This window comes from Funiculus sociatus GB2-C1, assembly GCF_039962115.1.
GTDB classification, from domain to species: Bacteria; Cyanobacteriota; Cyanobacteriia; order Cyanobacteriales; family FACHB-T130; genus Funiculus; species Funiculus sociatus.
In genome coordinates this window covers 130,636-153,951 of sequence record NZ_JAMPKJ010000004.1, presented here as the reverse complement: position 1 = coordinate 153,951, position 23,316 = coordinate 130,636, and the positions used below count along the sequence as shown (strand labels likewise).

At 45.7% G+C, this 23,316-nt stretch carries 22 protein-coding genes; 12 read left to right on the top strand and 10 right to left on the bottom strand.

What is annotated here, in order from left to right:
• Nucleotides 1-36: 36 nt before the first annotated feature.
• Nucleotides 37-294, bottom strand: a complete 258-nt coding sequence (locus NDI42_RS03835) for a cytotoxic translational repressor of toxin-antitoxin stability system (RefSeq protein WP_190426896.1) — start codon at nt 292-294, stop codon at nt 37-39.
• Nucleotides 295-383: 89 nt separating this feature from the next.
• The gene (locus NDI42_RS03830; protein WP_190426899.1) at nt 384-602 is read right to left on the bottom strand and encodes a hypothetical protein; all 219 of its coding nucleotides are present in this window, start codon (nt 600-602) and stop codon (nt 384-386) included.
• A gap of 142 nt (nt 603-744) precedes the next feature.
• On the opposite strand from NDI42_RS03830, the gene NDI42_RS03825 reads away from it, so the two are divergent.
• From NDI42_RS03825 to NDI42_RS03805, 5 genes are all read left to right on the top strand, one after another.
• Nucleotides 745-1,662, top strand: coding sequence for a branched-chain amino acid ABC transporter permease (locus NDI42_RS03825; protein WP_190426902.1), 918 nt, complete (start codon nt 745-747; stop codon nt 1,660-1,662).
• Between the two features lie 79 nt (nt 1,663-1,741).
• Nucleotides 1,742-2,527: an ABC transporter ATP-binding protein gene (locus tag NDI42_RS03820; protein ID WP_313930670.1), complete on the top strand. Its 786-nt coding sequence runs from the start codon at nt 1,742-1,744 to the stop codon at nt 2,525-2,527.
• A 367-nt stretch (nt 2,528-2,894) separates the two neighbouring features.
• Entirely contained in the window at nt 2,895-4,595 is a 1,701-nt protein-coding gene (locus tag NDI42_RS03815; protein ID WP_199310959.1) for an iron uptake porin, read from the top strand.
• Between the two features lie 264 nt (nt 4,596-4,859).
• Nucleotides 4,860-6,329 carry an ABC transporter substrate-binding protein/permease gene (locus NDI42_RS03810; protein WP_190451444.1) on the top strand — a complete coding sequence of 490 codons (1,470 nt, stop codon included), beginning with the start codon at nt 4,860-4,862 and terminating at the stop codon, nt 6,327-6,329.
• Entirely contained in the window at nt 6,295-7,044 is a 750-nt protein-coding gene (locus NDI42_RS03805) for an amino acid ABC transporter ATP-binding protein (RefSeq protein ID WP_190451442.1), read from the top strand. The genes NDI42_RS03810 and NDI42_RS03805 overlap by 35 nt, the downstream gene beginning before the upstream one ends.
• A gap of 235 nt (nt 7,045-7,279) precedes the next feature.
• On the opposite strand, the gene NDI42_RS03800 is transcribed toward NDI42_RS03805, so the two are convergent.
• From NDI42_RS03800 to NDI42_RS03775, 6 genes are all read right to left on the bottom strand, one after another.
• Complete coding sequence (locus NDI42_RS03800; RefSeq protein ID WP_190451439.1) at nt 7,280-7,798, bottom strand: hypothetical protein; 519 nt, start codon at nt 7,796-7,798, stop codon at nt 7,280-7,282.
• Between the two features lie 172 nt (nt 7,799-7,970).
• Nucleotides 7,971-10,970, bottom strand: a complete 3,000-nt coding sequence (locus NDI42_RS03795; RefSeq protein WP_199310958.1) for a UPF0182 family protein — start codon at nt 10,968-10,970, stop codon at nt 7,971-7,973.
• Between the two features lie 38 nt (nt 10,971-11,008).
• Nucleotides 11,009-12,295 (bottom strand): glutamyl-tRNA reductase, encoded by a 1,287-nt coding sequence (locus tag NDI42_RS03790; protein ID WP_190451436.1) that lies wholly within the window; start codon nt 12,293-12,295, stop codon nt 11,009-11,011.
• A gap of 99 nt (nt 12,296-12,394) precedes the next feature.
• Entirely contained in the window at nt 12,395-13,432 is a 1,038-nt protein-coding gene (gene glpX, locus NDI42_RS03785) for a class II fructose-bisphosphatase (protein WP_190451434.1), read from the bottom strand.
• Between the two features lie 168 nt (nt 13,433-13,600).
• Nucleotides 13,601-14,518 carry an NAD(+) kinase gene (locus NDI42_RS03780; RefSeq protein ID WP_190451484.1) on the bottom strand — a complete coding sequence of 306 codons (918 nt, stop codon included), beginning with the start codon at nt 14,516-14,518 and terminating at the stop codon, nt 13,601-13,603.
• A 147-nt stretch (nt 14,519-14,665) separates the two neighbouring features.
• Entirely contained in the window at nt 14,666-15,640 is a 975-nt protein-coding gene (locus NDI42_RS03775; RefSeq protein WP_190451432.1) for an SDR family oxidoreductase, read from the bottom strand.
• 38 nt (nt 15,641-15,678) lie between these two features.
• Between NDI42_RS03775 and NDI42_RS03770 the strand changes: the two genes are divergently transcribed.
• The gene (locus NDI42_RS03770) at nt 15,679-15,846 is read left to right on the top strand and encodes a hypothetical protein (protein WP_348231364.1); all 168 of its coding nucleotides are present in this window, start codon (nt 15,679-15,681) and stop codon (nt 15,844-15,846) included.
• Between the two features lie 74 nt (nt 15,847-15,920).
• On the opposite strand, the gene petM is transcribed toward NDI42_RS03770, so the two are convergent.
• Nucleotides 15,921-16,034, bottom strand: a complete 114-nt coding sequence (gene petM, locus NDI42_RS03765; protein ID WP_190426950.1) for a cytochrome b6-f complex subunit PetM — start codon at nt 16,032-16,034, stop codon at nt 15,921-15,923.
• 58 nt (nt 16,035-16,092) lie between these two features.
• On the opposite strand from petM, the gene pdxA reads away from it, so the two are divergent.
• The 4 genes from pdxA (at nt 16,093) to NDI42_RS03745 (ending at nt 19,774) form a co-directional block, all read left to right on the top strand.
• On the top strand, nt 16,093-17,163 hold the full coding sequence (pdxA, locus tag NDI42_RS03760; RefSeq protein ID WP_190451430.1) for a 4-hydroxythreonine-4-phosphate dehydrogenase PdxA: 1,071 nt from the start codon (nt 16,093-16,095) through the stop codon (nt 17,161-17,163).
• 51 nt (nt 17,164-17,214) lie between these two features.
• A complete protein-coding gene (locus tag NDI42_RS03755) occupies nt 17,215-17,808 on the top strand; it encodes a Uma2 family endonuclease (protein WP_190451482.1) in 594 nt (197 codons plus the stop codon).
• A gap of 334 nt (nt 17,809-18,142) precedes the next feature.
• Nucleotides 18,143-18,751 carry a DUF1517 domain-containing protein gene (locus tag NDI42_RS03750; RefSeq protein WP_190451427.1) on the top strand — a complete coding sequence of 203 codons (609 nt, stop codon included), beginning with the start codon at nt 18,143-18,145 and terminating at the stop codon, nt 18,749-18,751.
• Between the two features lie 144 nt (nt 18,752-18,895).
• On the top strand, nt 18,896-19,774 hold the full coding sequence (locus tag NDI42_RS03745; protein WP_190451425.1) for a hypothetical protein: 879 nt from the start codon (nt 18,896-18,898) through the stop codon (nt 19,772-19,774).
• Nucleotides 19,775-19,913: 139 nt separating this feature from the next.
• On the opposite strand, the gene NDI42_RS03740 is transcribed toward NDI42_RS03745, so the two are convergent.
• Nucleotides 19,914-20,957, bottom strand: coding sequence for an adenosine deaminase (locus tag NDI42_RS03740; protein WP_190451422.1), 1,044 nt, complete (start codon nt 20,955-20,957; stop codon nt 19,914-19,916).
• A 222-nt stretch (nt 20,958-21,179) separates the two neighbouring features.
• Here NDI42_RS03740 and NDI42_RS03735 point away from each other — a divergent pair, with 222 nt between their 5' ends.
• On the top strand, nt 21,180-22,520 hold the full coding sequence (locus NDI42_RS03735; protein ID WP_190426958.1) for an adenylosuccinate synthase: 1,341 nt from the start codon (nt 21,180-21,182) through the stop codon (nt 22,518-22,520).
• A 109-nt stretch (nt 22,521-22,629) separates the two neighbouring features.
• Nucleotides 22,630-23,232 carry a 50S ribosomal protein L25/general stress protein Ctc gene (locus tag NDI42_RS03730; protein WP_190451420.1) on the top strand — a complete coding sequence of 201 codons (603 nt, stop codon included), beginning with the start codon at nt 22,630-22,632 and terminating at the stop codon, nt 23,230-23,232.
• Nucleotides 23,233-23,316: the final 84 nt, after the last annotated feature.

Genomic DNA, 23,316 nt, shown 5'->3' with positions numbered 1-23,316 from the left:
TTCACAATTCCCAATTCCCAATTCCCAGTCCCCAACTTACAAATCCGGTTTAGGCAGAACCCGCAGGAATTTAACAATATGCCCTGTCACCTCAATTGCAATCAGATAGTCATCTATACTGAAGCGGTAGAAAATGGTATCGGAACCGAGTCGCTGTAATTCCGGTAGGTCATAAATTTGATTGATCCGCATGAACTCTTCAAAAACGAATTCATAGATGCGTTCTCTAGCCGCGTACTCTAAATTTTTAAGGTCACGCAAAAAAGACCGGGCGTAGCGCACTTCTAGTTTCACTTTCCAGCTTTAGCTTATTTTAATCGGCACACCCAATTTATTTTGCACTCTTCATGCTGCCAAACACATTTCCCCGGTGATGGAAAAACTTAGGGGAATTGCAACATACGTATAGCCTCTTCGCGAGTTAGGCTTTCCCCTGGCTGTACGCTTTGCTTCGACTCTTGGATGGCTTTGAGCATATAGAGGTCATAATAAACCTGTTGTAGAACTTGCCAAGTGTCTTCCAAGTTATCATCAGTTAGTTTCTCGATTAACTTAGGCATCTTAGCAATTAAGCGTTGTAACCGGCCTCTGACAAAATTCATACTTAAATACCACTGAACAAATTAACGTCTTCTTTCTTCGGGTGCTGTTTTCATAAAACGGTTGCCCCTTGTTAGAGGACTCTAGATAGTCTAAAGTCTAAAGTCTCAAGTCCATTGTTTCATTACGTTTCACAAGCGTGACATGATTGGCTATCTAATTTTTTTGGTAACTTTTACTGCAACCTTTGCGCTGTTTAGCCTGGGGTTAAATTTACAGTGGGGCTTTACGGGGCTAATTAATTTTGGACACGTTGCCTTTATGACTGTTGGTGCATATACCACAGTATTGTTGAGTATGAAAGGCGTACCGCTGATTTTTGCGGTTTTGATTGGTGCAGCTGTGGCGGCGCTGTTGGGTCTGTTGATTGGTTTATCGACGCTGCGGTTGCGGGAGGATTATCTGGCCATTGTTACTATTGGGGTTGCTGAGTTGCTGCGTCTGGTGGCGCTGAATGAGGAGGAGTTGACTTTTGGCAGCTTTGGGGTGCAAGCTCGTACTTCAGTAGGGAGATCGGGGTATGCGCTGCCACTAGATTCTCTGCCACTGGATTTGAATATTGGGTTGATGGTGTTGTCCCTGTTGGTGTTAGGGCTGACGTTTTGGCTGCTGGAGAGGTTGGTGCGATCGCCTTGGGGTCGAGTGCTGAAAGCTATCCGCGAAGATGAGCAAATACCGAAAGCGTTAGGAAAAAATGTTTTTTGGTACAAGTTGCAAGCGTTTATGTTGGGGGGCGCGATCGCGGGTGTCGCTGGTTCGTTCTATGCTTGGTATCTGAAAACAGTTTACCCGACTAATTTTGAGCCTCTAATTACTTTCAACGCTTGGACAATCGTGGTTTTGGGCGGTGCTGGTAGCAATCTAGGTACTATACTAGGAGCAATTATTTTCTCGGCATATTTCGAGGCAACTCGCTTTATCCTTCCCGGACTTGTTAACCTCGATAGTGCGCGTTTGGGGGCGTTGCGAATTATGCTGATTGGTTTAATCCTAATGTTGCTGATGATTTGGCGGCCGCAAGGTATCTTGGGTAAAAAAGAGGAATTGACCCTTGGCAAATAATTCTCACATTCCGCCCAATTCGGTTTCTGATGATTCTTTAAACGGTAGCGCCCACCATGTCGAAAACAGTTCGGATGTGGTGGAAGAATACCAAAAACCCCAAACAGAAATATCTTTACTAGCCGCTACTGGATTGTACAAAAGCTTCGGCGGAGTCCGGGCGGTGAATAATGCCGAAATTAGTGTAGCTCAAGGTAGCATCACTGGGCTGATTGGCCCGAATGGTGCTGGCAAAACTACTCTTTTCAACCTTTTGTCTAATTTTATTCGCCCTGATAAAGGGCGAACCATTTTTGACGGCGAACCTATTGAACACTTACAGCCGTATCAAATCGCCCAGATGGGAATGGTTCGGACGTTTCAGGTGGCGCGGGTGCTGTCGCGGCTGACGGTGATGGAAAATATGCTCTTAGGGGCGCAGAAGCAAACTGGCGAGAACTTTTGGAATGTCTGGCTTCAGCCGCATCTGGTTGTTAAAGAAGAAAAGCAACTGCGGGAACGGGCGATGAGTATGTTGGAATCTGTGGGTTTGGCTGCGAAGGCGCAGGACTACGCAGGGGCGCTGTCTGGCGGACAACGTAAGCTGCTAGAAATGGCGCGGGCGCTGATGACTCAGCCGAAGTTGATTTTGTTGGATGAACCAGCGGCGGGGGTGAATCCGACGTTGATTAATCAAATCTGCGAGTACATTACCCAATGGAATCGCGAGGGGATGACGTTTTTGATTATTGAACACAATATGGACGTGATTATGTCACTATGCGATCGCGTTTGGGTTCTCGCCGAAGGTCGCAATCTTGCTGTAGGTACTCCGATAGAAATTCAGCGCAACTCAGAAGTTTTAGAAGCTTATTTGGGGCAGTAAGCCTTTTGGAAAGGCAAAAGAAAGAAGATTATTTACTAGGTTTCTATTGTTCTGTCTAATTCCTCTTTCTTTTGCCGTTTTTTACAATTTACATATTTATTTTTTGTTCATCTATCTTATGGCTGAAATTTAATTATTTTTAAAATTAATAAATATTTATTCAAGAATGTGCATATATATTGGAAAAAATATAATATGTAATATTTATGATAATTCTACTCAATTCGGTATAAATAATAACAATGTATGAACGTGCCTTAAATGTAGATTCATACTAATTTAGACTTACGGGTGAGAAATATTCTAAGCTTTTGCATTAAGGGTTTAATTTACCCATCAATGCACTACTTAGGTGTCAGGAGAGACTATGCGGAAACATTTTGGGAAGATACCTTTTGGTATAGCTGCCCTAGTCAACACGTTGCTAATTATCAATTTTACCCAAGCAAAAGCTACTGGACAAACCACAGATTCTTTAGAAATAGACACATCCCTAGAACAAATTAATCAGTACAGCAATGATAGTCCATCAGTTTCCCCGTCCGATACAGATACGGATACGATGGATCAAGTTACCAATGTGTCCCAGTTGCGGGATGTAACGCCGACAGATTGGGCTTATGAAGCATTGCGAAGTCTTGTGGAACGTTACGGCTGTATTGCAGGATATCCTGATGGCACTTTTCGCGGAAATCGCGCTTTGAGTCGCTATGAATTTGCCGCCGGGGTAAACGCTTGTTTGACGCAAATTGAGAAATTAATTGCCGCCAGTACCGCAGATTTTGTCACTAAAGAAGATTTAGCTACGCTACAAAGGCTGATTGATGAATTTAGCACAGAACTGGCAACACTACGCGGTCGAGTCGATGTGCTGGAAGCTAGAACCAACGAAATAGAAGCTAACCAATTTTCCACAACTACCAAACTAGGCGGTGAAGTAATAACCTATACTGGCGCTGCTTTTGGTGAGAATGCTGGCGACGTAAACAATGCTACCATCGGTCATCGAACTCGCATCGACTTTAATACAAGCTTCACTGGAAAAGACCGTTTAAGAACTCGTTTTCAAATAACTAATTTGAGACAGTTTGACACTGGGGCAACATTTGGCGGAGGGCCAGATCCAGGTTTAACAGGCGAAACTCGCTTTACTCCTAGTAGCGTATCTCAAAATAGTGATGCCAGAATCAGCCAGCTAGAGTATCGCTTTCCAGTGGGAGATAAAATAAGAATTTATCTGGAAGCTGGGACAATTGATCCGTCGTATGTTACGGATACAATTACTCCTTTTATCGATACGTCTACTGGTGCTATTTCTAACTTTGGTCAAGTCAATCCTGTGTATTTTCCACTGGGAAATCGAGCAGGTATTGCGGCAAACTATGCCCTTAGCAAAGCCCTCAGTTTAGACGTTGGTTACTTTGGTGAAGACGCGCCTAATGGGCCTAGTAACCCAGGCAGAGATTCAGGTATATTTAATGGTGGTTACAGTGCTTTTGCCCAATTGGTTTATAGTGGCGATCGCTTGAAAGTTGGGTTGCTTTACCTTAACTCTTTTTCTCAAGCTTTTGGTGTCGATACTCTTGCAGGTAGCAACGCCGCCAAAGTGATCGATCTCACCGATCCTGATGGTAATCCCGTGGTGGGTAATGGTTATGGCGCACAAGTTAATTACCGCTTCAGTCCCCGCTTTGAACTCGGCGGCTGGGTGGGTTATACTGCCGCCCGCGCTGTTGGTAATATCAAGGGGGATGCAGATGTCTGGAACTATGCAGTGACGTTGGCTTTCCCTGATTTGGGGAAAAAGGGAAATTTGGGCGGTATCGTGTTAGGGATGCAGCCTAAGTTAACTGGTACTAGCAATAGTGCTTTAGCGCAGGCTATTGGTTTACCTCCCGGACAAAGAAGCGATCGCGATACGGGATATCACATCGAAGCTTTCTACAGATATCAGTTAACAGAAAATATTTCGATTACTCCTGGTTTCTTTTGGCTAACAGCGCCTAACCATGACGATCGAAATCCTGATGCTGTGATTGGTGTAGTGAGAACAAGTTTCATTTTTTAGGATAAAGCAAATATCCCTGGCAAATAAAATTCGCGGCTACACAAACAAAGTCCGCCTATGCGGTTACGCGCACGCTATGCTAACGGGGACTTTTGAAATCCGCCTTCGCGGGTTTAGTCTGTGTAGATGGGAATTCTATTCGCCCTTTTTACTTATGTAATTGTAACTTTTCATTAATAAAATCTCATCCTTAAGATAGTAGAAATCATCCTATAGTTAAAGGGTTAAATGTTGATAATCAAAACTATTAAGGAATTCCTAGCCATGCCAAAAAGGAAATGGCTCTTCTTCATCCTATTTTCTGTCGCGCTGACGATAAGTTTGGTTTTTGGAGGTTGGAGAAGCGATCGCGTCTTAGGACAATCGCCCCAATATCAAGGTAAAAAATTTGTGATGGTCACTTCAGCGGACTATCCACCTTATGAATTTCGAGATACTGCTAGTGGTAGCGCTGATATTGTTGGTTTTGACGTAGATATTGCCAACTATATTGCCAAAGAGTTAGGGTTTCAACTTGAGATTAAAGATACAGATTTCAGCGGCATAATTCCTGCTGTGCAATCAGGTCGGGCTGACTTTGCGATGGCTGGAATGACACCGACAGCAGAACGGAGGCAAAATGTAGATTTTTCCGATATTTACTATGAAGCCAAAAACACAATTGTTGCCCAAAAAGGTAGCAACCTAACCACACCTGAAAGTTTAGCAGGGAAAAAAGTCGGCGTTCAATTGGGTTCAACTCAAGAAAAAGCTGCTAAAGAAATAAAAGGCGCAAATCTTGTCGCACTAAACAAGACTGGGGAGATCATCCAAGAAGTTAAATCAAATCGTATCGACGCTGCAATTATCGAAGATACAATCGCCAAAGGTTTTATCGCCAATAACCCAGATTTGGAATTTAATACTGTTCCCAATACTGGAGAAGCAGGGAGTGCGATCGCGTTTGCCAAAGGTTCGCCGCTAGTCAATGACTTCAACCGCGTTCTGGCAGAAATGAAACAGAACGGGGAAATAGACAGGTTGGTGACAAAGTGGTTTGAAAACAATGGTAAAGCTGAAACCCCAGCTAGTAGTTCCAGCTTAGCTTTTGCTAAAATAACGCCCCGGATTCCTTTCATTTTAAAAGGAATATTAATTACTCTTCAATTTACTGCCATCTCAGCAGTTTTAGGATTCATTTGGGGAACAATCCTATCGTTGTTTAAGATTTCTACCTTCAAGCCGTTGGTTTGGTTCGCCACAGCTTACACGTCTATCTTTCGCGGCACACCACTACTGCTGCAAATCGCTTTAGTTTATTACGCAACGCCTCAATTGATTGGCTACAATATCCCCGCCTTGTTAGCAGGTGTAATTACCTTTACTCTCAACTCAGGTGCTTACATTTCTGAGACAATTCGCGGCGGTATTCTGGCAGTTGACAAAGGACAACGGGAAGCAGCTTTATCGCTTGGCGTTCCCTACAAACCAATGATGCTGGATATTATCTTGCCACAGGCGATAAAAAACATTTTGCCAGCATTGGTAAATGAGAGTATTGCACTACTGAAAGACTCAGCATTAGTCTCTACAATTGGTGTAACTGACTTGTTACGCCGCGCCCAAATTGTGGGAGCAGAACAATATATCTACTTTGAACCTTTGCTATTTGCAGGTGCAATTTACTATTTAATGGTCATGAGTTTAACATGGGGGGGTTATGCACTTGAACGAAGATTACAACGCAGCAGTTAAGGTTGATAACTTGCATAAATCTTTTGGCAACCTCAAGGTTTTGCAAGGAATTTCTACTGAGATTGGACATGGGGAAGTTGTGGCAGTTATTGGGCCTTCGGGTTCTGGTAAATCCACTTTCTTGAGGTGCATGAATTTACTAGAAGTGCCAACTTCAGGTAAGATTTACATCCAAGGAGCAGACATCACCTCGCAAAAAACTGACATTATGAAAGTTCGTCAGAATGTCGGGATGGTATTTCAACATTTCCATTTATTCCCTCACAAAACTGTCCTTTCTAATGTGACGTATGCACCAAAAAAGGTGAAAAATATTTCGCCGGAGGAGGCGCGGCGAGAAGGAATGGAGTTGTTGAGTAAAGTTGGTTTGGCAGAAAAGGCTGATGTTTATCCTTCTAAGTTGTCAGGGGGACAGAAACAGCGGGTAGCGATCGCGCGTTCCTTGGCAATGAAGCCTGATATTATGTTGTTTGACGAACCCACCTCCGCACTCGACCCAGAAATGGTGAAAGAGGTGCTGGAAGTGATGAAAGACCTTACAAAAACTGGGATCACAATGGCAATTGTCACCCACGAAATGGGATTTGCGCGAGAAGTTGCCAATCGAATTTTGTTTTTGGATAAAGGGATGCTGGCGGAAGATTCACCGCCTAGCAAGTTCTTTACAAATCCAGAATGCGATCGCGCTAAGCAATTTCTTGAGAAGATGCTATAAAAAATACTGGATGAGCGTAGGCGCGCCTTTCCGAAAGGTAAAGGGCAGAAAAAAGTCTGCTGGCTCAGGCTTTTACAGCGCTTTTCGGGTGAGTACACAGATACGCGGCTTCTTCAAGAAGTCGGGGATCTCTCTACATAGCCTGTACTTCATCCGGCTGCAAGCCGCTGTTTATTACAATAAAGTATCCGTAGCCGGACAAGAGTTTGTGTAGCGCCATCCTTTAGGGTGAGCGCTAACTAACATTCTTGGCAGATTCATGAAGCTGACTTTTGAGCTTTCTACAGTGAGCCGTAACTTCATTAGCTTGTTGTCTAAGCCTGTTAGATCGAGCTTGAAGTTTATCACTTTGCTCTGCCAGCGATGTAAACTTAGCTCTAAGTTCACCTCCCCTGAGAGGGTCAGGTGCATTATTAGGGTGAGCGTTTGTCAGACAAGTAATAGAACTTGCTGTGTCTATTTGCTGCAACTCATCGGCTTTGACTGGAGTACCATAGATAGCACTGAGGAGTTCACACAGAGATTCGCCAGTAATATTCTGGCTTGCCAAAATGCTTTTAGCTAATTCCTTAGCCTCATCAAGAGTTAGCTGCTTCACTGCGAGTACAGCACATAGCTCCTGATTTGTAAAAATCAATTCTTGCTGTATCTGTTGCAGTTCTAACTCTTTGTAATCCAGCTCTTGCTTTAAGCTTTCTACTTGCTCTTGCAAAAGCTCTACGGTATCCTCAATTTCCGTTCTGTATGCGTACATCTACTTCAATAGCGACTTCTTTAACTTGTTTTAGTAGTAGCGATCGCGTATCAAGAGCAATAGACTTGTTGCACCTTTACGCCAGGCTTTTGTATTTAGTATATAGTTTTGAAAATCCTTGTTCTGTCCGATACCGTACTCTAGGTATAAATCGCTGCTGGTGCCTTTGGTGCTATAAAGCTGGCTCCTCCACTGGACGGATAATTGGAGGAGTTGACGGGTTTTCTGGTTGGAAGATAGCCTGGAGTGCTTGATCGAGAGTTTCTGCCATGATGATGCGGTTCTCATAGGCAACAATCACGCGCACTAAAGTCGGTAAACTGTTTCTTTCTGCTTCTAAATAAAGAGGTTCAACATAAAGCAGCGATTCTTCAATTGGAATTACCAATAAATTCCCTTGAATTGCTCTTGAACCTTGACGATTCCACAGAGAAATTTGTTGGGAAATAACCGGATCTTGGTTAATCAACGCTTCAATTTGCTCGGTTCCATAGATTAATTCCTGCTTAGGAAATTGGTAGAGTAACAGCTTACCGTAGTTATCACCATCGGAACGCGCCGCTAACCAAGCAATTAAGTTATTGCGTTGAATAGGGGTGAAGGGTAACAGCAGGATAAATTCTTCTTCCTGGGCTGTTGGCAGTCTCATAATTAGAAAGTAGGGTTCTACTGCTTGCTGTTCGGCGGCGTAAATTTCCATCGGAATGCGCCACTGATCTTCGCGGTTGTAGAACACCTGCTGGTCTGTCATGTGGTATGTTAGTAATCGTTCCGATTGGGTGGTGAAAAAGTCCATCGGATAACGAATATGACTGCGTAAGGTAGCTGGCATCTCGTTTAAGGGTTTGAATAGTCCCGGAAAGATAGCACTCCAGCTATTAATAATTGGGTCTGTAGGATCGGCAATGTAGAAGTTAGCAGAACCGTTGTAAGCATCGATAACAACTTTCACGGAATTCCGCATATAGTTAAAGTCATACTTGCCTGGATCTGAGTAGGGATAGCGATCGCTTGTTGTATAAGCATCCACAATCCAGTACAAGTAACTTTGAGTCTCGCTGTCGCCAGTATTAGCAGCTACCAAATAAGGTTCGCCATCGTATCGTAAAAAAGGCGCGATCGCTCGAATTCTCTGATTAATATTACGGCGAAACAACAACTTAGTTTCTGGCGTAAAGTCCCGCGTCAGCAGCATTTGCCAGTCTTTCAAATACTCGGCAAACAACAACCGCCGCCACCAAGAACCGATAGAAATACCGCCGCGACCATCATAAGTATTGTAAACATTATCGTCGCCACTCGGAAAATCTAACTCTCTAGCTCTTGTTGATGTCATTACATAGGTGTTGCTAATTTCACCGTAGTAAATCCGAGGCGTTTCAATAGGAATACTAGCTCGAACTGCTTCGCTAGATGTCTTTAAAGTGCCAGCTTCACCCGCCTCCGTGCCAATATCTTTTACAAAATAGTCTGGTAGTCCGCCTGGGCCTACTGTATTTACTGGAGAAAGGGTAAAACCATAACCGTGAGTGTAAACTAGGTGTTCGTTTACCCAAGTCTGCGCTTGTTGGGGAACGGCGGTATAGTCTAATTCTCGTGCAGCGATGAGTACCTGTTGTCTTGATGTTGGGGGCGTTTTTGGAGCAATAGCCTCACTTTTTAAAGTATATCTATCGATATCAGCATCGGGAAATTTGTAATAAAGTCTGATTTGCTGTAACTGGCGATTAGTTTGCAAAAGTGGTCGTGTATCCCAAAGGCGAATATTATCGATCGTTAGATTGTTATTCTGCAAATCAGCTGCGGTGAGTTGATCTGTGGGATTAAAGGTTTGTACTTCAATATCCTCTAGATCGAATGCTTGACGTGTGAAAGCGATGCTGCGTTTAATAAAAGGTGTTTCTCGGCGGAGTTCGTTAGGCTGAACAACTAAGCGTTGTACTACGAAGGGTAAGACAATGAAAAATGAAATATGAAGGCTTAAGAATGCAATTAAAAAGAATTTTAATTTTAAAATTTTTAGTTTAAATTGCCTTGTTCGCCAAAACAGGAAAAGCGCGATCGCTACCGCCAAAATGCTCAAACCTGTATTCAACGGCAACTTCACTGCGACATCAGTGTAACTGGCACCATAGCTAACGCCACTGGTGGAATACAACAATTGATAGCGCGACAGCCAATAATGCAGGGACAGCGCGCTAAATAAACATCCCCCCAGTCCGTACAAATGCCGCAGTTGCGCTTTAGAAAATCCCGGAAATATGCCTTGACTAATACTGTTCCCGGAGGTTAAGTATGTCAGAGTTACTGCTACTAAACCAAATAAAGATAGTCCGAAAAGCCCAAAATCCAATAACTCCCAAATTGGCAAACTAAATACGTAAAAGCTGATATCGCGTCCAAATAAGGGGTCAATGCTATTAAAACTTATGGGATGAAAAAACTGTAAAACTCTCGCTGAATGACTTGAGAGAACCAACCCAAAAAATAAACTTATGACAACAGCGATCGCTGTTACCAAAAACTGCGGAAAACTAAAAACTAGCGCCGCGGATATCAACACTACAACTATCTGCCAGCTGTTAGATAGTATCTTCCTAATCTGAACCAAAATCAACTCTGGCTTAATCCACACTGGCACGGGTGGAGATATATTAGGCAAGTTGAGATTTGGATGCCAATAGCTTACGGCTATTTGACCATAGTGCAGCAACATTAACCCAATCAGCAAACTGAGGGCGATGGTGATTACTAGAAGCGATCGCAATTTCAGTGCTGAGGATTGGGGATTGGAGGCTGGGGATTGGGGACTGGGGATTGGGGATTGGGGACTGGGTGAAAAAAAGGATTCTCCCCTATATTCGGTTAAGATTTGATCCCCCCTAGCTCCTCTTGAAAAGAGGGGAGAAAAGCCCCCCTTTTTTAGGAGGGTTGAAGGAATCTCGTTGGGATATTTGAGACGATGGGCGAGATATAAATTGCCCAGTAAAAAGCCTGCTGTAACGATAAATGCGATCGCCCCCAACAACAGCTGAGTTTTTATCCTCAGAAGAAACGCCGCTAAATACCCGACTTCCTGAAACCAAAAAACATCTGCTACTAGGTGTGCGACTAGATCGAAACCTAGCCAAACCCCCAGTAGCAGTACAATTAATCGGAAAATTCGATTCATTATGTTAATTGCTAATGGCTGTTCATAGCCATTGACCATTAGCTAAATTGTTCACCTACATCCAGGTTAAACAATACTTGCAGCGATTGCATCGCTTTGCGTCTGGCATCGATATCTTGCTGCGATCGCAACTGTACCATCGGATCGTGCAGAATCTTATTAACAATTCCGCGAGTTAGTGCTTCGATGACTTCTTGATGTCTTTCTGCAAACTCAGTCCCCAAGCGGGATAGAGCTTTTTCTAACTCTTGGGCGCGGATAGTTTCCATCTTGTCGCGCAGACAGCTAATAGTGGGAACAGTTTCCAGCGATCGCCACCAGACATCAAAGGCATCCACCTCCTCTTCTAGCAGCCCTTGCGCTTCCATTGCCATCTTGCGACGGCTTTCGTGATTTTGCGCCACTACCGCCTTCAAATCATCCACATTGAACGCCTGCACGTTCTGCATTTCCTTGACATCCCCGTCCACATTGCGCGGTACGGAAATATCAAATATCATCAAAGACCGATGCGCCTCTATGTGAATTTCCAGCTTTGAGCGGTTCAATAGGGGTTCAACAGAAGCGGTACTGGTAAACACCAAATCCGATTGGGCGATCGCGCTCATCATTTCTGACAGCGGATACAGTTGAAACTGCGCCTCTGGGAACTGACGCGCCAATTCTTGCGCCCGATCCACAGTTCGGTTAAGAATTGTGATGTGGACAGCTCCCTTTGCAACTAAATGCTGCACCAAAAGCCGTGACATTTTCCCAGCGCCAACAATTGCCACCCGACAAGCTGCTAAATTCTGCGCTTTAACTTGAGCTAATTCTACAGCCGCCGAGCTGATCGAGACTGCCCCAGTACCGATACTGGTTTCGGTGCGGACGCGCTTCCCAGCCGTGAGCGCACTTTTAAACAAACGATTCAGGACGCTGCCGATACCCTTGTATTGCTGCCCCAATTTGTGAGTATGTTTCACCTGAGCTAGGATTTGCCCTTCTCCTAGCACCAGACTATCTAACCCAGCTGCCACCCGCATCAAGTGCATTACAGCATCTTGGTGCAGCAACATAAACAAATGTTGCCGCAACTGGTGCATAGGTAACTTGCTGTATTCCGAGAGAAACTGGATAACTTCCCGGACTCCCTGTTCAGTTTCTTGAGCGACGATGTAGATTTCCAGACGATTACAGGTGCTAAGTATCGCTACCTCTTGAATATGAGGGTAGCTGGTAACGTGGGCGATCGCACCTTCATACGCTGCCTCTGGAATACTGAGTTTTTCCCGAATTTCAACTGGCGCTGTCTTATGGCTAAGACCTACGACTGCAATATTCATTTGCTAAATTGCTAATTACTAATTGCTAATTACTAATGACTAATTGCTAATGACTAATGGCTAATTGTAATTAACCATTAGCCATTAGTCATTAACGTATTACCTCAATTGCAGCTGCTTTGGCTCTTCAAACATATGGATAGTATCCACAAACCGAGCCGTGCGCGACTGACTGGAAATTACCAGGCTTTGAGTCCTTGCTCCTCCCTTGAAGAACCGGACACCTTCCATGAGTGTTCCAGGGGTAATGCCACAAGCTGCAAACAGAACCGTCTTGCCAGAGGCTAGTTCGTCAGCGTTGTAAACTTTGTCTGGGTCTGTGATACCCATCCCGTTGAGTCGCGCAATGTTGCTTTCTCTGCTCTCCCCAATCAAGCCTGTTTTCACCACATCTGGATCGTAGATCAATTGGCCCTGGAAGTGTCCACCTAGACAGCGCAGGGCGGCGGCTGAGATAACGCCTTCTGGTGCAGCACCAATTCCCATCAAAGCGTGGATATTAGTACCGGAGAAGGCGCAGGAGATGGCAGCAGAGACATCACCATCGGTGATCAGGCGCACTCTAGCACCAGCTTGCCGGATTTCCTGAATCAACTCTTTGTGACGGGGACGATCCATCACTACTACCACCAGTTCCTCAATCGAGCGGTTCAGACACTCGGAGAGAATTTTCAGGTTTTGGGTAGCGGACTTGTTAATATCTACATGACCCCGTGCCACTGGCGGCGCTGCCAGCTTTTTCATGTAAAAGTCAGGAGCTGCAAACAAACCGCCTTTTTCAGCGATCGCCAGCACTGCCATTGAACCATTTTGACCGTAGGCAACCAAGTTGGTGCCTTCGCAAGGGTCAACGGCAATGTCAATCTCCATCAATTCATCTGGGTTGCAGAAAGTTTTGGCATCTTCGCGGGTGCAAATGCCAACTTCTTCCCCGATATACAACATGGGAGCGTCGTCCCGTTCGCCTTCGCCGATGACAATGCGACCCCGCATATAAATTTTGTTCATCCGCTCCCGCATAGCTTCCACGGCTACTTGGTCAGCCGTGTTCTTTTCGCCTTTGCCCATCCATCGGGACGATGCGATCGCAGCTTGCTCAACTACCTCTATAATTTCTAATCCCAGCGTATTTTCCACGAAGACTGTCCTCCCAAGTGCTTGATTTGGCGACGTTTTATCTGGCGATTCCAGTTAGAAGTCTATCAGAGGGGGGATACCGAAAGCTGGAGATTTTCCGGCTTATTTATGTTAACTTTTGCTAAAGGCTAATAGCTAAAGGCTTTCTGAGCCTTTAGCTATTAGCTTTTATGGCAACTCAACCGATGTTGGTTTAGCAATGTGAGGCAAACCCCAGCCGAGTTTTTCCCGCAAAATCCGGAAAAACTCAGGTGGTTGCAGGCGAATGAAATGAGCCGAATAAGGCGATCGCTGCATCTGTACCCGATCTTCTGGCAACACATAACACCCTGCATTCCCATCGACCACCATCACCAGTGGATTAGAATTAGCTGGGAAAATTGTCACCGTTTCGCTATCAGCAAACACCAAAGCCCTAGATGCCAGCGAATGCGGACAAATCGGCACCAACTGTAGAGTCGGCACCCCTGGTGTCACCACTGGCCCTCCAGCACTCAACGAGTAAGCCGTCGAACCAGTCGGAGTAGAGATAATCAAACCATCTGCCGCAATATCCACAGGCGCATGACGACCTATCACCACCTCAAAATGGCACATACTCGTTAACGGTTCACGGTGAATCACCATTTCATTCAGACAAAGCGCTTCCCACAACAGGCAATCATCCCGAAACAGCTGCACCGACAGCATCGCCCGTTGTTCAATTTCAAATTCTCCAGTCTTCAACATTTCCAGGGCGGCCGGCAACTGGTTCACATAAGCTTCAGTTAAGAAACCCATGTGTCCCGTATTTACCGCCAGCAAGGGAATCCCGCAGGGTGCCACTTGGCGAAATGCCGCCAACACTGTGCCATCTCCCCCCAACACCACCGCAAAGGACATCTCGGCATCAAATCCAGGGGGAGCCAACGAATCAATCGGTGTATGACAAACTAGACCACCCGGGCGAGAGTAACCCAAAATCCCACCGGAACCCGTTGCCATGCAAACTTCCCAACCATCTGCCGCCAGCTTGTCTTTCAACTCCACTGCCGCACGACAAGCTACAGGTTTGATGTCATTGTAGATAATCCCTGCTTTAGGCACGCTTCGAGTCCGGTAATGGTTCATTATTTGCTATTTGTTTATCTTGGTTTTTAGTTATCTAATAACTAAAAATTAACAAGTAAGCAACTAACTTGGGATCGGTAATTAGTAGGGTGGACAATGCCACCCTACTGCTGTAAATTTAGCTCAGAATGTAAAAGGCATCTTTTTCTTCTGCTTTTTATTTTTGGATGTTTGGTAATCTATTTCCTTAAGCTTTTTCAAAATTCGACTAAAGTAGTCTTGCAGGTACGCTTCTAAGGTTGTGATTTCTTCTTTGTCTATCCCGAAGACAGGATAAACTTCATCCATCGAGGAACTTAGCGGCTTGCCACTGGCCAAAACTTCGGCAAAAGCTAGTCTATCAGCTAAATTCCAGCCCCATTCAAAAAAGCGGGCAGTGGAACGAACCCCACGTAGTAAACCCAGAGGCAACCGCGATACCTTTGCCTGCCGCCCCGAAAGTCGTTCGCACAAGCGGATGATTTCGTATGCACCCCAAGCACGAGATCCTACCACTGGAAAAGATTTCTTTTCTGTTTCCGAAAGCCGCAGAGCCGCAACTGCAAACTTAGCGATATCCTGAGTATCCATGTAGGCAATAGGAGAGGTGTCACCCGTCACCCACACCGCTTGCCCATCCAAAATCGGCACCGCATATTGACCAATTAGCCCTTGCATAAAGCCGCTTGGTCGCAAAATTGTGTAATTTAATCCTGATTGGGCTAAAAAAAGTTCTGTACACCGCTTGATTTCCATCAGCGGCACATTGGGGTACTTTTCGGCATCCAATATTGAGAAGAAGATAAAACGCTCAATACCCGCCGCCGCAGCTGCTTGAATCAGTGCAACTTTGCCATCCCAGTCTACCTGTCTCATACTCAGGGAGTCGGTGGGGCGAGAGGTTGCTGCATCAATCACAGCGGTTACTCCGCTGAGGGCAGCTTTGAGGGTTTCCGGTTCGCAGAGGTTGCCTGGTACAAGTTCAGCGCCCCATTCTTTTAAGAATGCGGCTTTTTTAGCACTTCGTACCATACAGCGTACTTGATAGCCCTCTTCTATTGCCCGACGAGCCACCTGTCTTCCTAAGGTGCCGGTGGCACCGACTATTAATACGGTCATCTAGATAAATTAGTAAGGAATCTTAATCTTTCTATAAGATGTTATCAGAAATCTCAGGTTTAACTCTAAGAAAGTTTACAAAAGCCGGGAAGCTGGGATCAATGGCAGGAAGGATGCGATCGCGTAACATAGGGGCTATCTGTGCTGTTCCCCACTGTCAAAACAGGAAATTTTCGCCTCATGGCAATGCCACAGGCGAGTTATAAAATTAAACAAGTATCGCAAAAGGCGACACGCAGCTTTAAGCGTGTCGCCTTTTGTGCGAATGAAGAATTTTCCCCTACAAGGACTCGTTTTCGCCGCCTTGGATTTTGAGTAACAAAAAGCCCATGCCCAGACCCACTAAAATCAAGGAAAAGGACAATATAGCTGCCTTGACAATCTCTTCGGTCATCGGTTGCAAACTCCAACGTTGGTGAATTTAAAGTTAGTCGTATTTTAAACTGAAAGCTGTGACAAGTTTCTTTACAAAAAGTTCAACCAATTTCACACAACAGCAAACTCGTCCCCGGTTGGCTGTTACATTAGGAGATCCAGCCGGGATTGGGCCAGAAGTGGTGCTAAAGGCGCTGGCAGATCCGGATGTCACTAAAGATTGCGATATTACAGTGGTTGGCACCTCTGCGCTGTTTCAAGCCGGACTGAAGTCGCGGCTATACGAACAAAGCCGGCCTTCGCAGACTAAAGAGTTATCTATTATCGATGTGCCGCTGGATTCGGAAATTACAATTGGTACTGGAACTGCTGCCAGTGGTGCCGCTAGTTTTGCTTATATGGAAACTGCGATCGCACGAACTCTTTCCGGCGAGTTCGATGCCATCGTCACTGCACCCATCGCCAAGTCTGCTTGGAAAGCTGCTGGACATCATTACCCCGGTCAAACGGAACTTTTAGCCATCCGCGCTGGTGTTGATAAATTTGGAATGCTGTTTGTAGCGCGATCGCCTCATACTGGCTGGACGCTCCGCACTTTACTTGCTACTACACATATTCCACTTTGTCAAGTTGCCCAAACATTATCACCGCAGTTGATGACAGCGAAACTAGATTTGCTGGAAAAGTGCTTGCGGGAAGATTTTGGGATAGAAAAGGGAAAGATTGCGATCGCGGGTTTAAATCCCCATAGCGGCGAACAAGGACAACTCGGACGAGAAGAAATAGACTGGTTAATTCCTTGGCTAGAACAAGAACGCCAAAAACGTCCGCACCTGCAACTCGACGGCCCGATTCCCCCAGATACCATGTGGGTCAAGCCTGGTCAAGCCTGGTTTGGTTCTAGCATTTCATCTGCTCATGATGGCTATCTTGCACTTTATCACGACCAAGGTTTAATCCCAGTAAAACTGATGGCTTTTGACCGTGCGGTTAATACTTCTATCGGTCTTCCCTTCATCCGCACCTCACCGGATCATGGTACAGCTTTTGATATTGCAGGGACTGGAATTGCTGATGCTACTTCCATGAAAGCAGCGATCCAATTAGCAACCGAGTTGGCGTATCAGCGACAAAATTGTTCAAGGTAAACTGGTCGTTGAATGCGATCGCAATCTCTCACTAATTGCCTTATGGCTACTATCACCACTGTTACTCCCAAACGTTTTACTTTAGAGGAATATCATCGCCTCATTGAATTGGGGTTCCTCACCGAAAATGACCGCCTAGAGTTAATCAAGGGAGAACTGATGCAAATGGTAGCTAAAGGAACCCCCCACACCGTTTGCAATACAAGTTTGCTTTGCGAAGTCACATTTTTGTTGCAAAGACAAGCAATAGTCCGAGGACAAGAACCAATAATCCTACCTCCCAATAGCGAACCTGAACCCGATTTAGTAATTGCACGTTATCGTCCAGATCGTTATTTATCGAATCATCCCAGTCCATCTGATATTTTACTCGTAGCTGAGGTTGCGGATTCTACGCTTAAGTATGACCAGGAAGTGAAATTATCTCTTTACGCTGAATCGGGAATTTCTGACTACTGGATATTCAATTTAGTAGCAAGTTGCCTAGAAGTTTATAGTCAACCTTATCAAGACTTGCAAGGCAACTTTGGTTATGCCAGTAAACGAATTTTTCTATCTAATACTATTGTTACTTTACCAGGGTTCCCCGATTTGTCTCTCGATTTATCCAGAGTGTTTCCCGATTTTGACACAATGAATAATTGACGCGATCGCTTCGGGTGCATCTCATTTTTGTAACTTGGCGATGTTCCTAATCGCAGCTACACTGGCGTTACCCGAATGGTGCGCGGGTTAAAATTTATTAGTTCGCGCAGGCGGACGAGAGTTTGTGTAGCCGCGAATTACATTCGCCAGGGGATTACCTGAATGGTGCGCGGGTTAAAATTTATTAGTCCGCGCAGGCGGACGAGAGTTTGTGTAGCCGCGAATTACATTCGCCAGGGTCTATTTGCTTCTCTTGGTAGAAGGCTATCGGCGACGCGCCCCCTAAAGTAGAAAATATACTCAGGTGAGTATTGTTTGCAGTTGGTGGCAAGTCATGACTTCTTCTTGGCGCGATCGCTTTAATCGAATCAGTGGCAAAACCCGCTTTGCGGTCTGTCGTATATTTATCCATCTAGCAGGTGCAGAGGTTGCGCCTCTCCTGGGAGTCCTCAATCGTGCCGCTAGGGAGGCAGTCGAAGCCGACGGCGATATTACAATCTTAGGGGAAGGATTGGTTGAAATTTGCCAGAATTTATTACAAAACGATATTTACTGGCAATCAGCAGCGAATGAAGGCGATGTTTTCTGGGATGAAGGTGAAGCCGGAGACTATGTGAATGAACTATTCACTGACTCTGCCGAACGCTATCTGAGCGAACCTGATTTCAGTCAAAATCCTAGCAGGGGAAATGAACCGTTATCATTGCCTGTAACCCGGAACTTGATTGTAATGCTTACAGTGGCTTACGAGGGTGAAGTACCGCAATTGGAAACTGACCTGGCAAATATTGATGCGCTCAAACAAGGTTTAAAAGCCTTGGTAAATGTCCACTATCAGGAAAAATTGCGGGCTATTCAAGTTCATTTTTCTCCTGCACAGTTGGGCGATGAATTGTCAAGCGATCAACTGTTGGAGTATTTTCCAGAACTGATTCCCCTCTAATCGATTTTGGATTTTAGATTGGGGTTGATGGGAAAAATTATAGATTGTTGAGTATAACAATTTACCCAAAATCCCAAATCTAAAAATAGAAATTTATAAATCCAAAATCCTTGCATCAAAAATCCCAAATCATTATCCCGGTTTATGTTGCGAAAATTTACCATCTTTTTAATGACCATGACGTTGTGTTTCACCACATTAGCTTGTGGTGCGCCAACACCTCCTCCTACCCAATCTCAAAATCGGGATTTCAACACAACGTCCGCTCAAACTCGATTAAGTGAGGGACAATATCCCGTACAACAGGCTACTTACAATGATGCCAATGGGGAATATAGTGTAATGTTGCTCAATACCCCTCCTGGCACACCGTCTGTTTATCGCAATACAGATTTGCAGATGGCTCGTCTGACCGACGAAGAAATTAAGTCTGGACAAAAAGGTTATCTGAAGATGGATAACGGTCAGGCATCTCTACACATACCAGAAGACTTCAAAATTGAATACATTCACAACGTTACCGAAACTCGAACCGACCCACAAACAGGTCAACCTCAAACCGTAGTCGTGCGTCAGCAACCTAGCTTCTGGACTCCTTTTGCAGGAGCATTGGCTGGTCAAGCTGTGGGCAGCTTGTTGTTTTCTCCGCGTTACTATGTGCCGCCAGTTTACCAACCAGGCGGAGTTCTCAGAGGCTATGGCGGATATGGCAGCACTTATGGGCAAGCGGTTCAGCAATACCAAACTCGCTACCAAGCGCCGCCACCAGCTGTAAGTAATCGTCAAGTTCTCCGGACTACTGGACGCTTGCGATCGCCTTCATACAATCAACCAACGGTGCGCCGAACACCTGCAACCGGAAGCGGTCGGGCTACAGGATCAGGTTACGGTACTAGCACTCTGCGCCGTTCTAATAGATCTACTCCCAGCCGTGCCGAGAGAAGCCCAAGTTTTGGCAGTGGTGGGCGATCGCGCGCTCCTAGCCGCAGTCGCGGTTTTGGTTCAAGCGGCAGAAGGCGGTAATTCTGTCTCTTCCTTTTTCCAATGATTACTTCTTCCCTACAAGGGTGTTAACCTCTCCCCAAACCCCTCTCCTAAAAGGAGAGGGGTTTTAATTTCCCCTTCGCTTGAAAGGGAAGGGGCTAGGGGTTAGGTCTTTTTCCTACCCACCAATTGCTAAAGTATCGCCGGATTCAGTTTGCAGCAACCCTGTCAAAATAGAGGCGGGACGCTGAGCGTAAGGCCAAGCGAAGGCATGGCGGAAAGCTGCTTCTTGACAAGCTTGCAACTGGTCAAAACCAATCACATCTAAAGTCAGCAGATTTTCATACTCAAAGGGCAAACGCACGTTGTGCAAGCCAGCATTATCGGTGCAGATGGCGATGTCTACCCCAGCGTCAAAACAGCGGTCGAAAACCAGTTTCAGTTGGCGCATATCTTCAAGCGTGCCTGTTTTCAGGTACGTGGTCGGGCAAACTTCCAAACACTGATTGCGTTGAGCCACTTCGGGCAGTAATTCAGGATACTTTAGGGGAATTTGGATGCCGTGACCAATTCGCATCAAATAGGGTAGCAGTTGGGGATAACAGCCAGATGAAGTTTCAAACAGGTGTCCGGTGGTTTTAATACCGAGACTCCGCGCATACTCAAACAATCCCACAAATTCATCCAAACGCTCGGCTAAGTGGGCATCTCCCCCGGCAATATCCACCGCACATACATACCCCTTAGCCTGGGAAGCCAAGTCAACAATCGCCCGGTTCACCTCATAAGGCAACCGCGAGTGCATACACAAGATTTGGCTGGTGACAATGGGATACTCAGGCACTCGGCTGGAAATGCCTACAATATCGACAATTTCCGCCATTTTCTCAATCCGTTCTGACTGACTCAAATGGTCTGGTGTTCGGAGATAAGGCGTATAGCGCAACTCCAAATATGCCAAATTTTCAAAAATGTAAGCACCCCGAATCAGCCGATAGATAAAGTAAGGCAGCGTTTGGGCTGTTTGGACACTTTCTACCAGCGTATGCAGTTCTAAATACTCATCAAGAGTATTGCGCGGGCGCGTATAAAATTCCTCAAACTCAGGATACTCAGGAAACCGTTGCGCCAGATCGCGATCGCTGCGATGGAAATATCGCCAGAGAACGCGAGGTACAACCGAACCGCCTAGATGGCGGTGTAGTTCAGCATATAAAGACATTTGATTCTCTTCTATTTACTAGTTTGCGGTTTAGTTGATATGAGCTTGACATTTTGCAACACAAGCAACAAGAATCGGGAGGCAGAGCCGCCAAGAGCTTCGTTAACAAGCATTTAATGAAGGCAGACGCTTGACTGCGAATTGTTAACTCTGTATTGACAGCGATATCACTATCTGTTAATAATTGTAATTTGTGAAAACTCTAGCACTTTTAATAAACCCTTGGCTAACGTAGTTGTGATTGGCGCCCAATGGGGCGATGAAGGCAAAGGTAAGATAACCGATTTACTGAGCAAGTCAGCAGATGTCGTAGTACGTTACCAAGGGGGTGTCAATGCTGGACACACCGTTGTGGTGCAGGGTCAGACATTTAAGCTGCACCTGATTCCGTCTGGAATTTTGTATCCTGACACCGAGTGCATTATTGGCTGTGGTACGGTCATCGATCCGCAGGTGCTGATAGAAGAACTCGATCAGCTGGAAGCTCTGAATATTTCCACCCGGAATCTGCTGATTTCCGAGACTGCCCATGTAACGATGCCTTATCATCGGATGATTGATCAGGCATCCGAGGAGCGTCGGGGTACTCATAAAATAGGCACGACCGGGCGCGGTATTGGCCCGACTTACGCCGATAAGTCGGAGAGAACGGGAATTAGAATTTTAGACTTGATGGACCCAAAAGGGTTGCAAAAGCAACTGCGCTGGACAATTGAGTACAAAAACGTCATTTTAGAAAAGCTTTACAATTTACCGCCGTTGGATGCAGAGACGGTGATTGCTCAGTACAGAGAGTACGCTGAGCGTTTGCGTCCCCATGTGGTAGACAGTTCCCTGAAAATTTACGATGCCATTCAGCGGCGGCGAAATATTCTGTTTGAGGGCGCTCAAGGAACGCTCTTAGACTTGGATCACGGGACTTATCCTTACGTTACGTCCTCGAACCCAGTTGCAGGTGGAGCTTGCGTGGGAACTGGCATAGGGCCGACAATGATTGACCGCGTGATTGGGGTGGCGAAAGCTTACACAACACGGGTGGGAGAAGGGCCATTTCCTACGGAACTGGATGGGGTAGTAGGGGAAATGTTATGCGATCGCGGTGCTGAATTCGGCACCACAACAGGACGCAAACGCCGCTGCGGTTGGTTTGATGCTGTGATTGGTCGCTATGCTGTCCGCATTAACGGTCTGGACTGTCTTGCCATCACTAAGCTGGACGTATTGGACGAACTAGAGGAAATCAAAGTTTGCGTCGCATATGAGATTGATGGCGAAACGACGAAAGATTTTCCTAGCAACGCCCGTCACTTTGCCAATTGTCAGCCGATTTACAAAACCCTCCCCGGTTGGCAAAAATCGACCGCTGAGTGCCGCACTCTGGAAGACTTACCCAAAGAGGCACTTTCTTACCTGAAGTTCCTAGCAGAGTTGATGGATGTCCCCATTGCGATCGTCTCTCTCGGCGCTAGCCGCGATCAAACGATTATAGTAGAAGATCCGATCCACGGTCCCAAGCGGGCGCTGTTACACGCCAACGGCACACCCGTGACATCACATAGGTAATAGTTAATGGCTAATAGCTAATGGCTAATCGGAAGACTTCACCAATTAGCAATTAGCTATGAGCGATTAGCAATTAGCTTTTTCCCTGAACACCTAACAAACGACGAAAATGCAAGTTACAGTTGAATGTCAAAAGCGACCCGAAGGCAGCAAGCCAAATGCGCTTCGTCGCAGTGGGTTAATCCCAGTAGTTTTATACGGTCACAAAGGAACTGAATCCCTTTCCCTGACCTTGCCTGTCAAAAAGGCTGAAGTCTTACTCAGAGAGTCGTCTGTTAACAACACTCTGATCGATCTCAACATTCCTGAAATCTCTTGGAGTGGTAAGACCCTGCTAAAAGAAGTCCAGAAGCATCCCTGGAAAAACTCTCTCTACCACCTCAGTTTTTTTGCGGTCGCCGCTCATGGCGACCTGGATATTGAGGTGCCATTGCATTTTGTGGGAGAGGCAGCTGGTGTCAAGCAAGAAGGCGGCTTATTAGACCCCGTGCTTACACAACTTCAAGTGCGATGTGCGCCTGAAAGTATCCCAGATTCAATTGAAATTGATGTCTCTAATATGCAGGTTGGTGATGCCTTGCATATCAATGAACTGGTTTTGCCTCCAGGCGTTACAGCTTCAGGCGAGCCAGATCAAGTAATTGTCAGCGTTCTCCCGCCGCAAATCAGCACTGAACAGACAGAGACTGAAGAGGCAACCCAATCCGAATAATTGAGGTTGGTTTTTCTGACATCTTGCACCATTCGCAACAGGGGGGAGGCACCTCCCAGCTTTCGTTCCCAGGCTCAGCCCTGG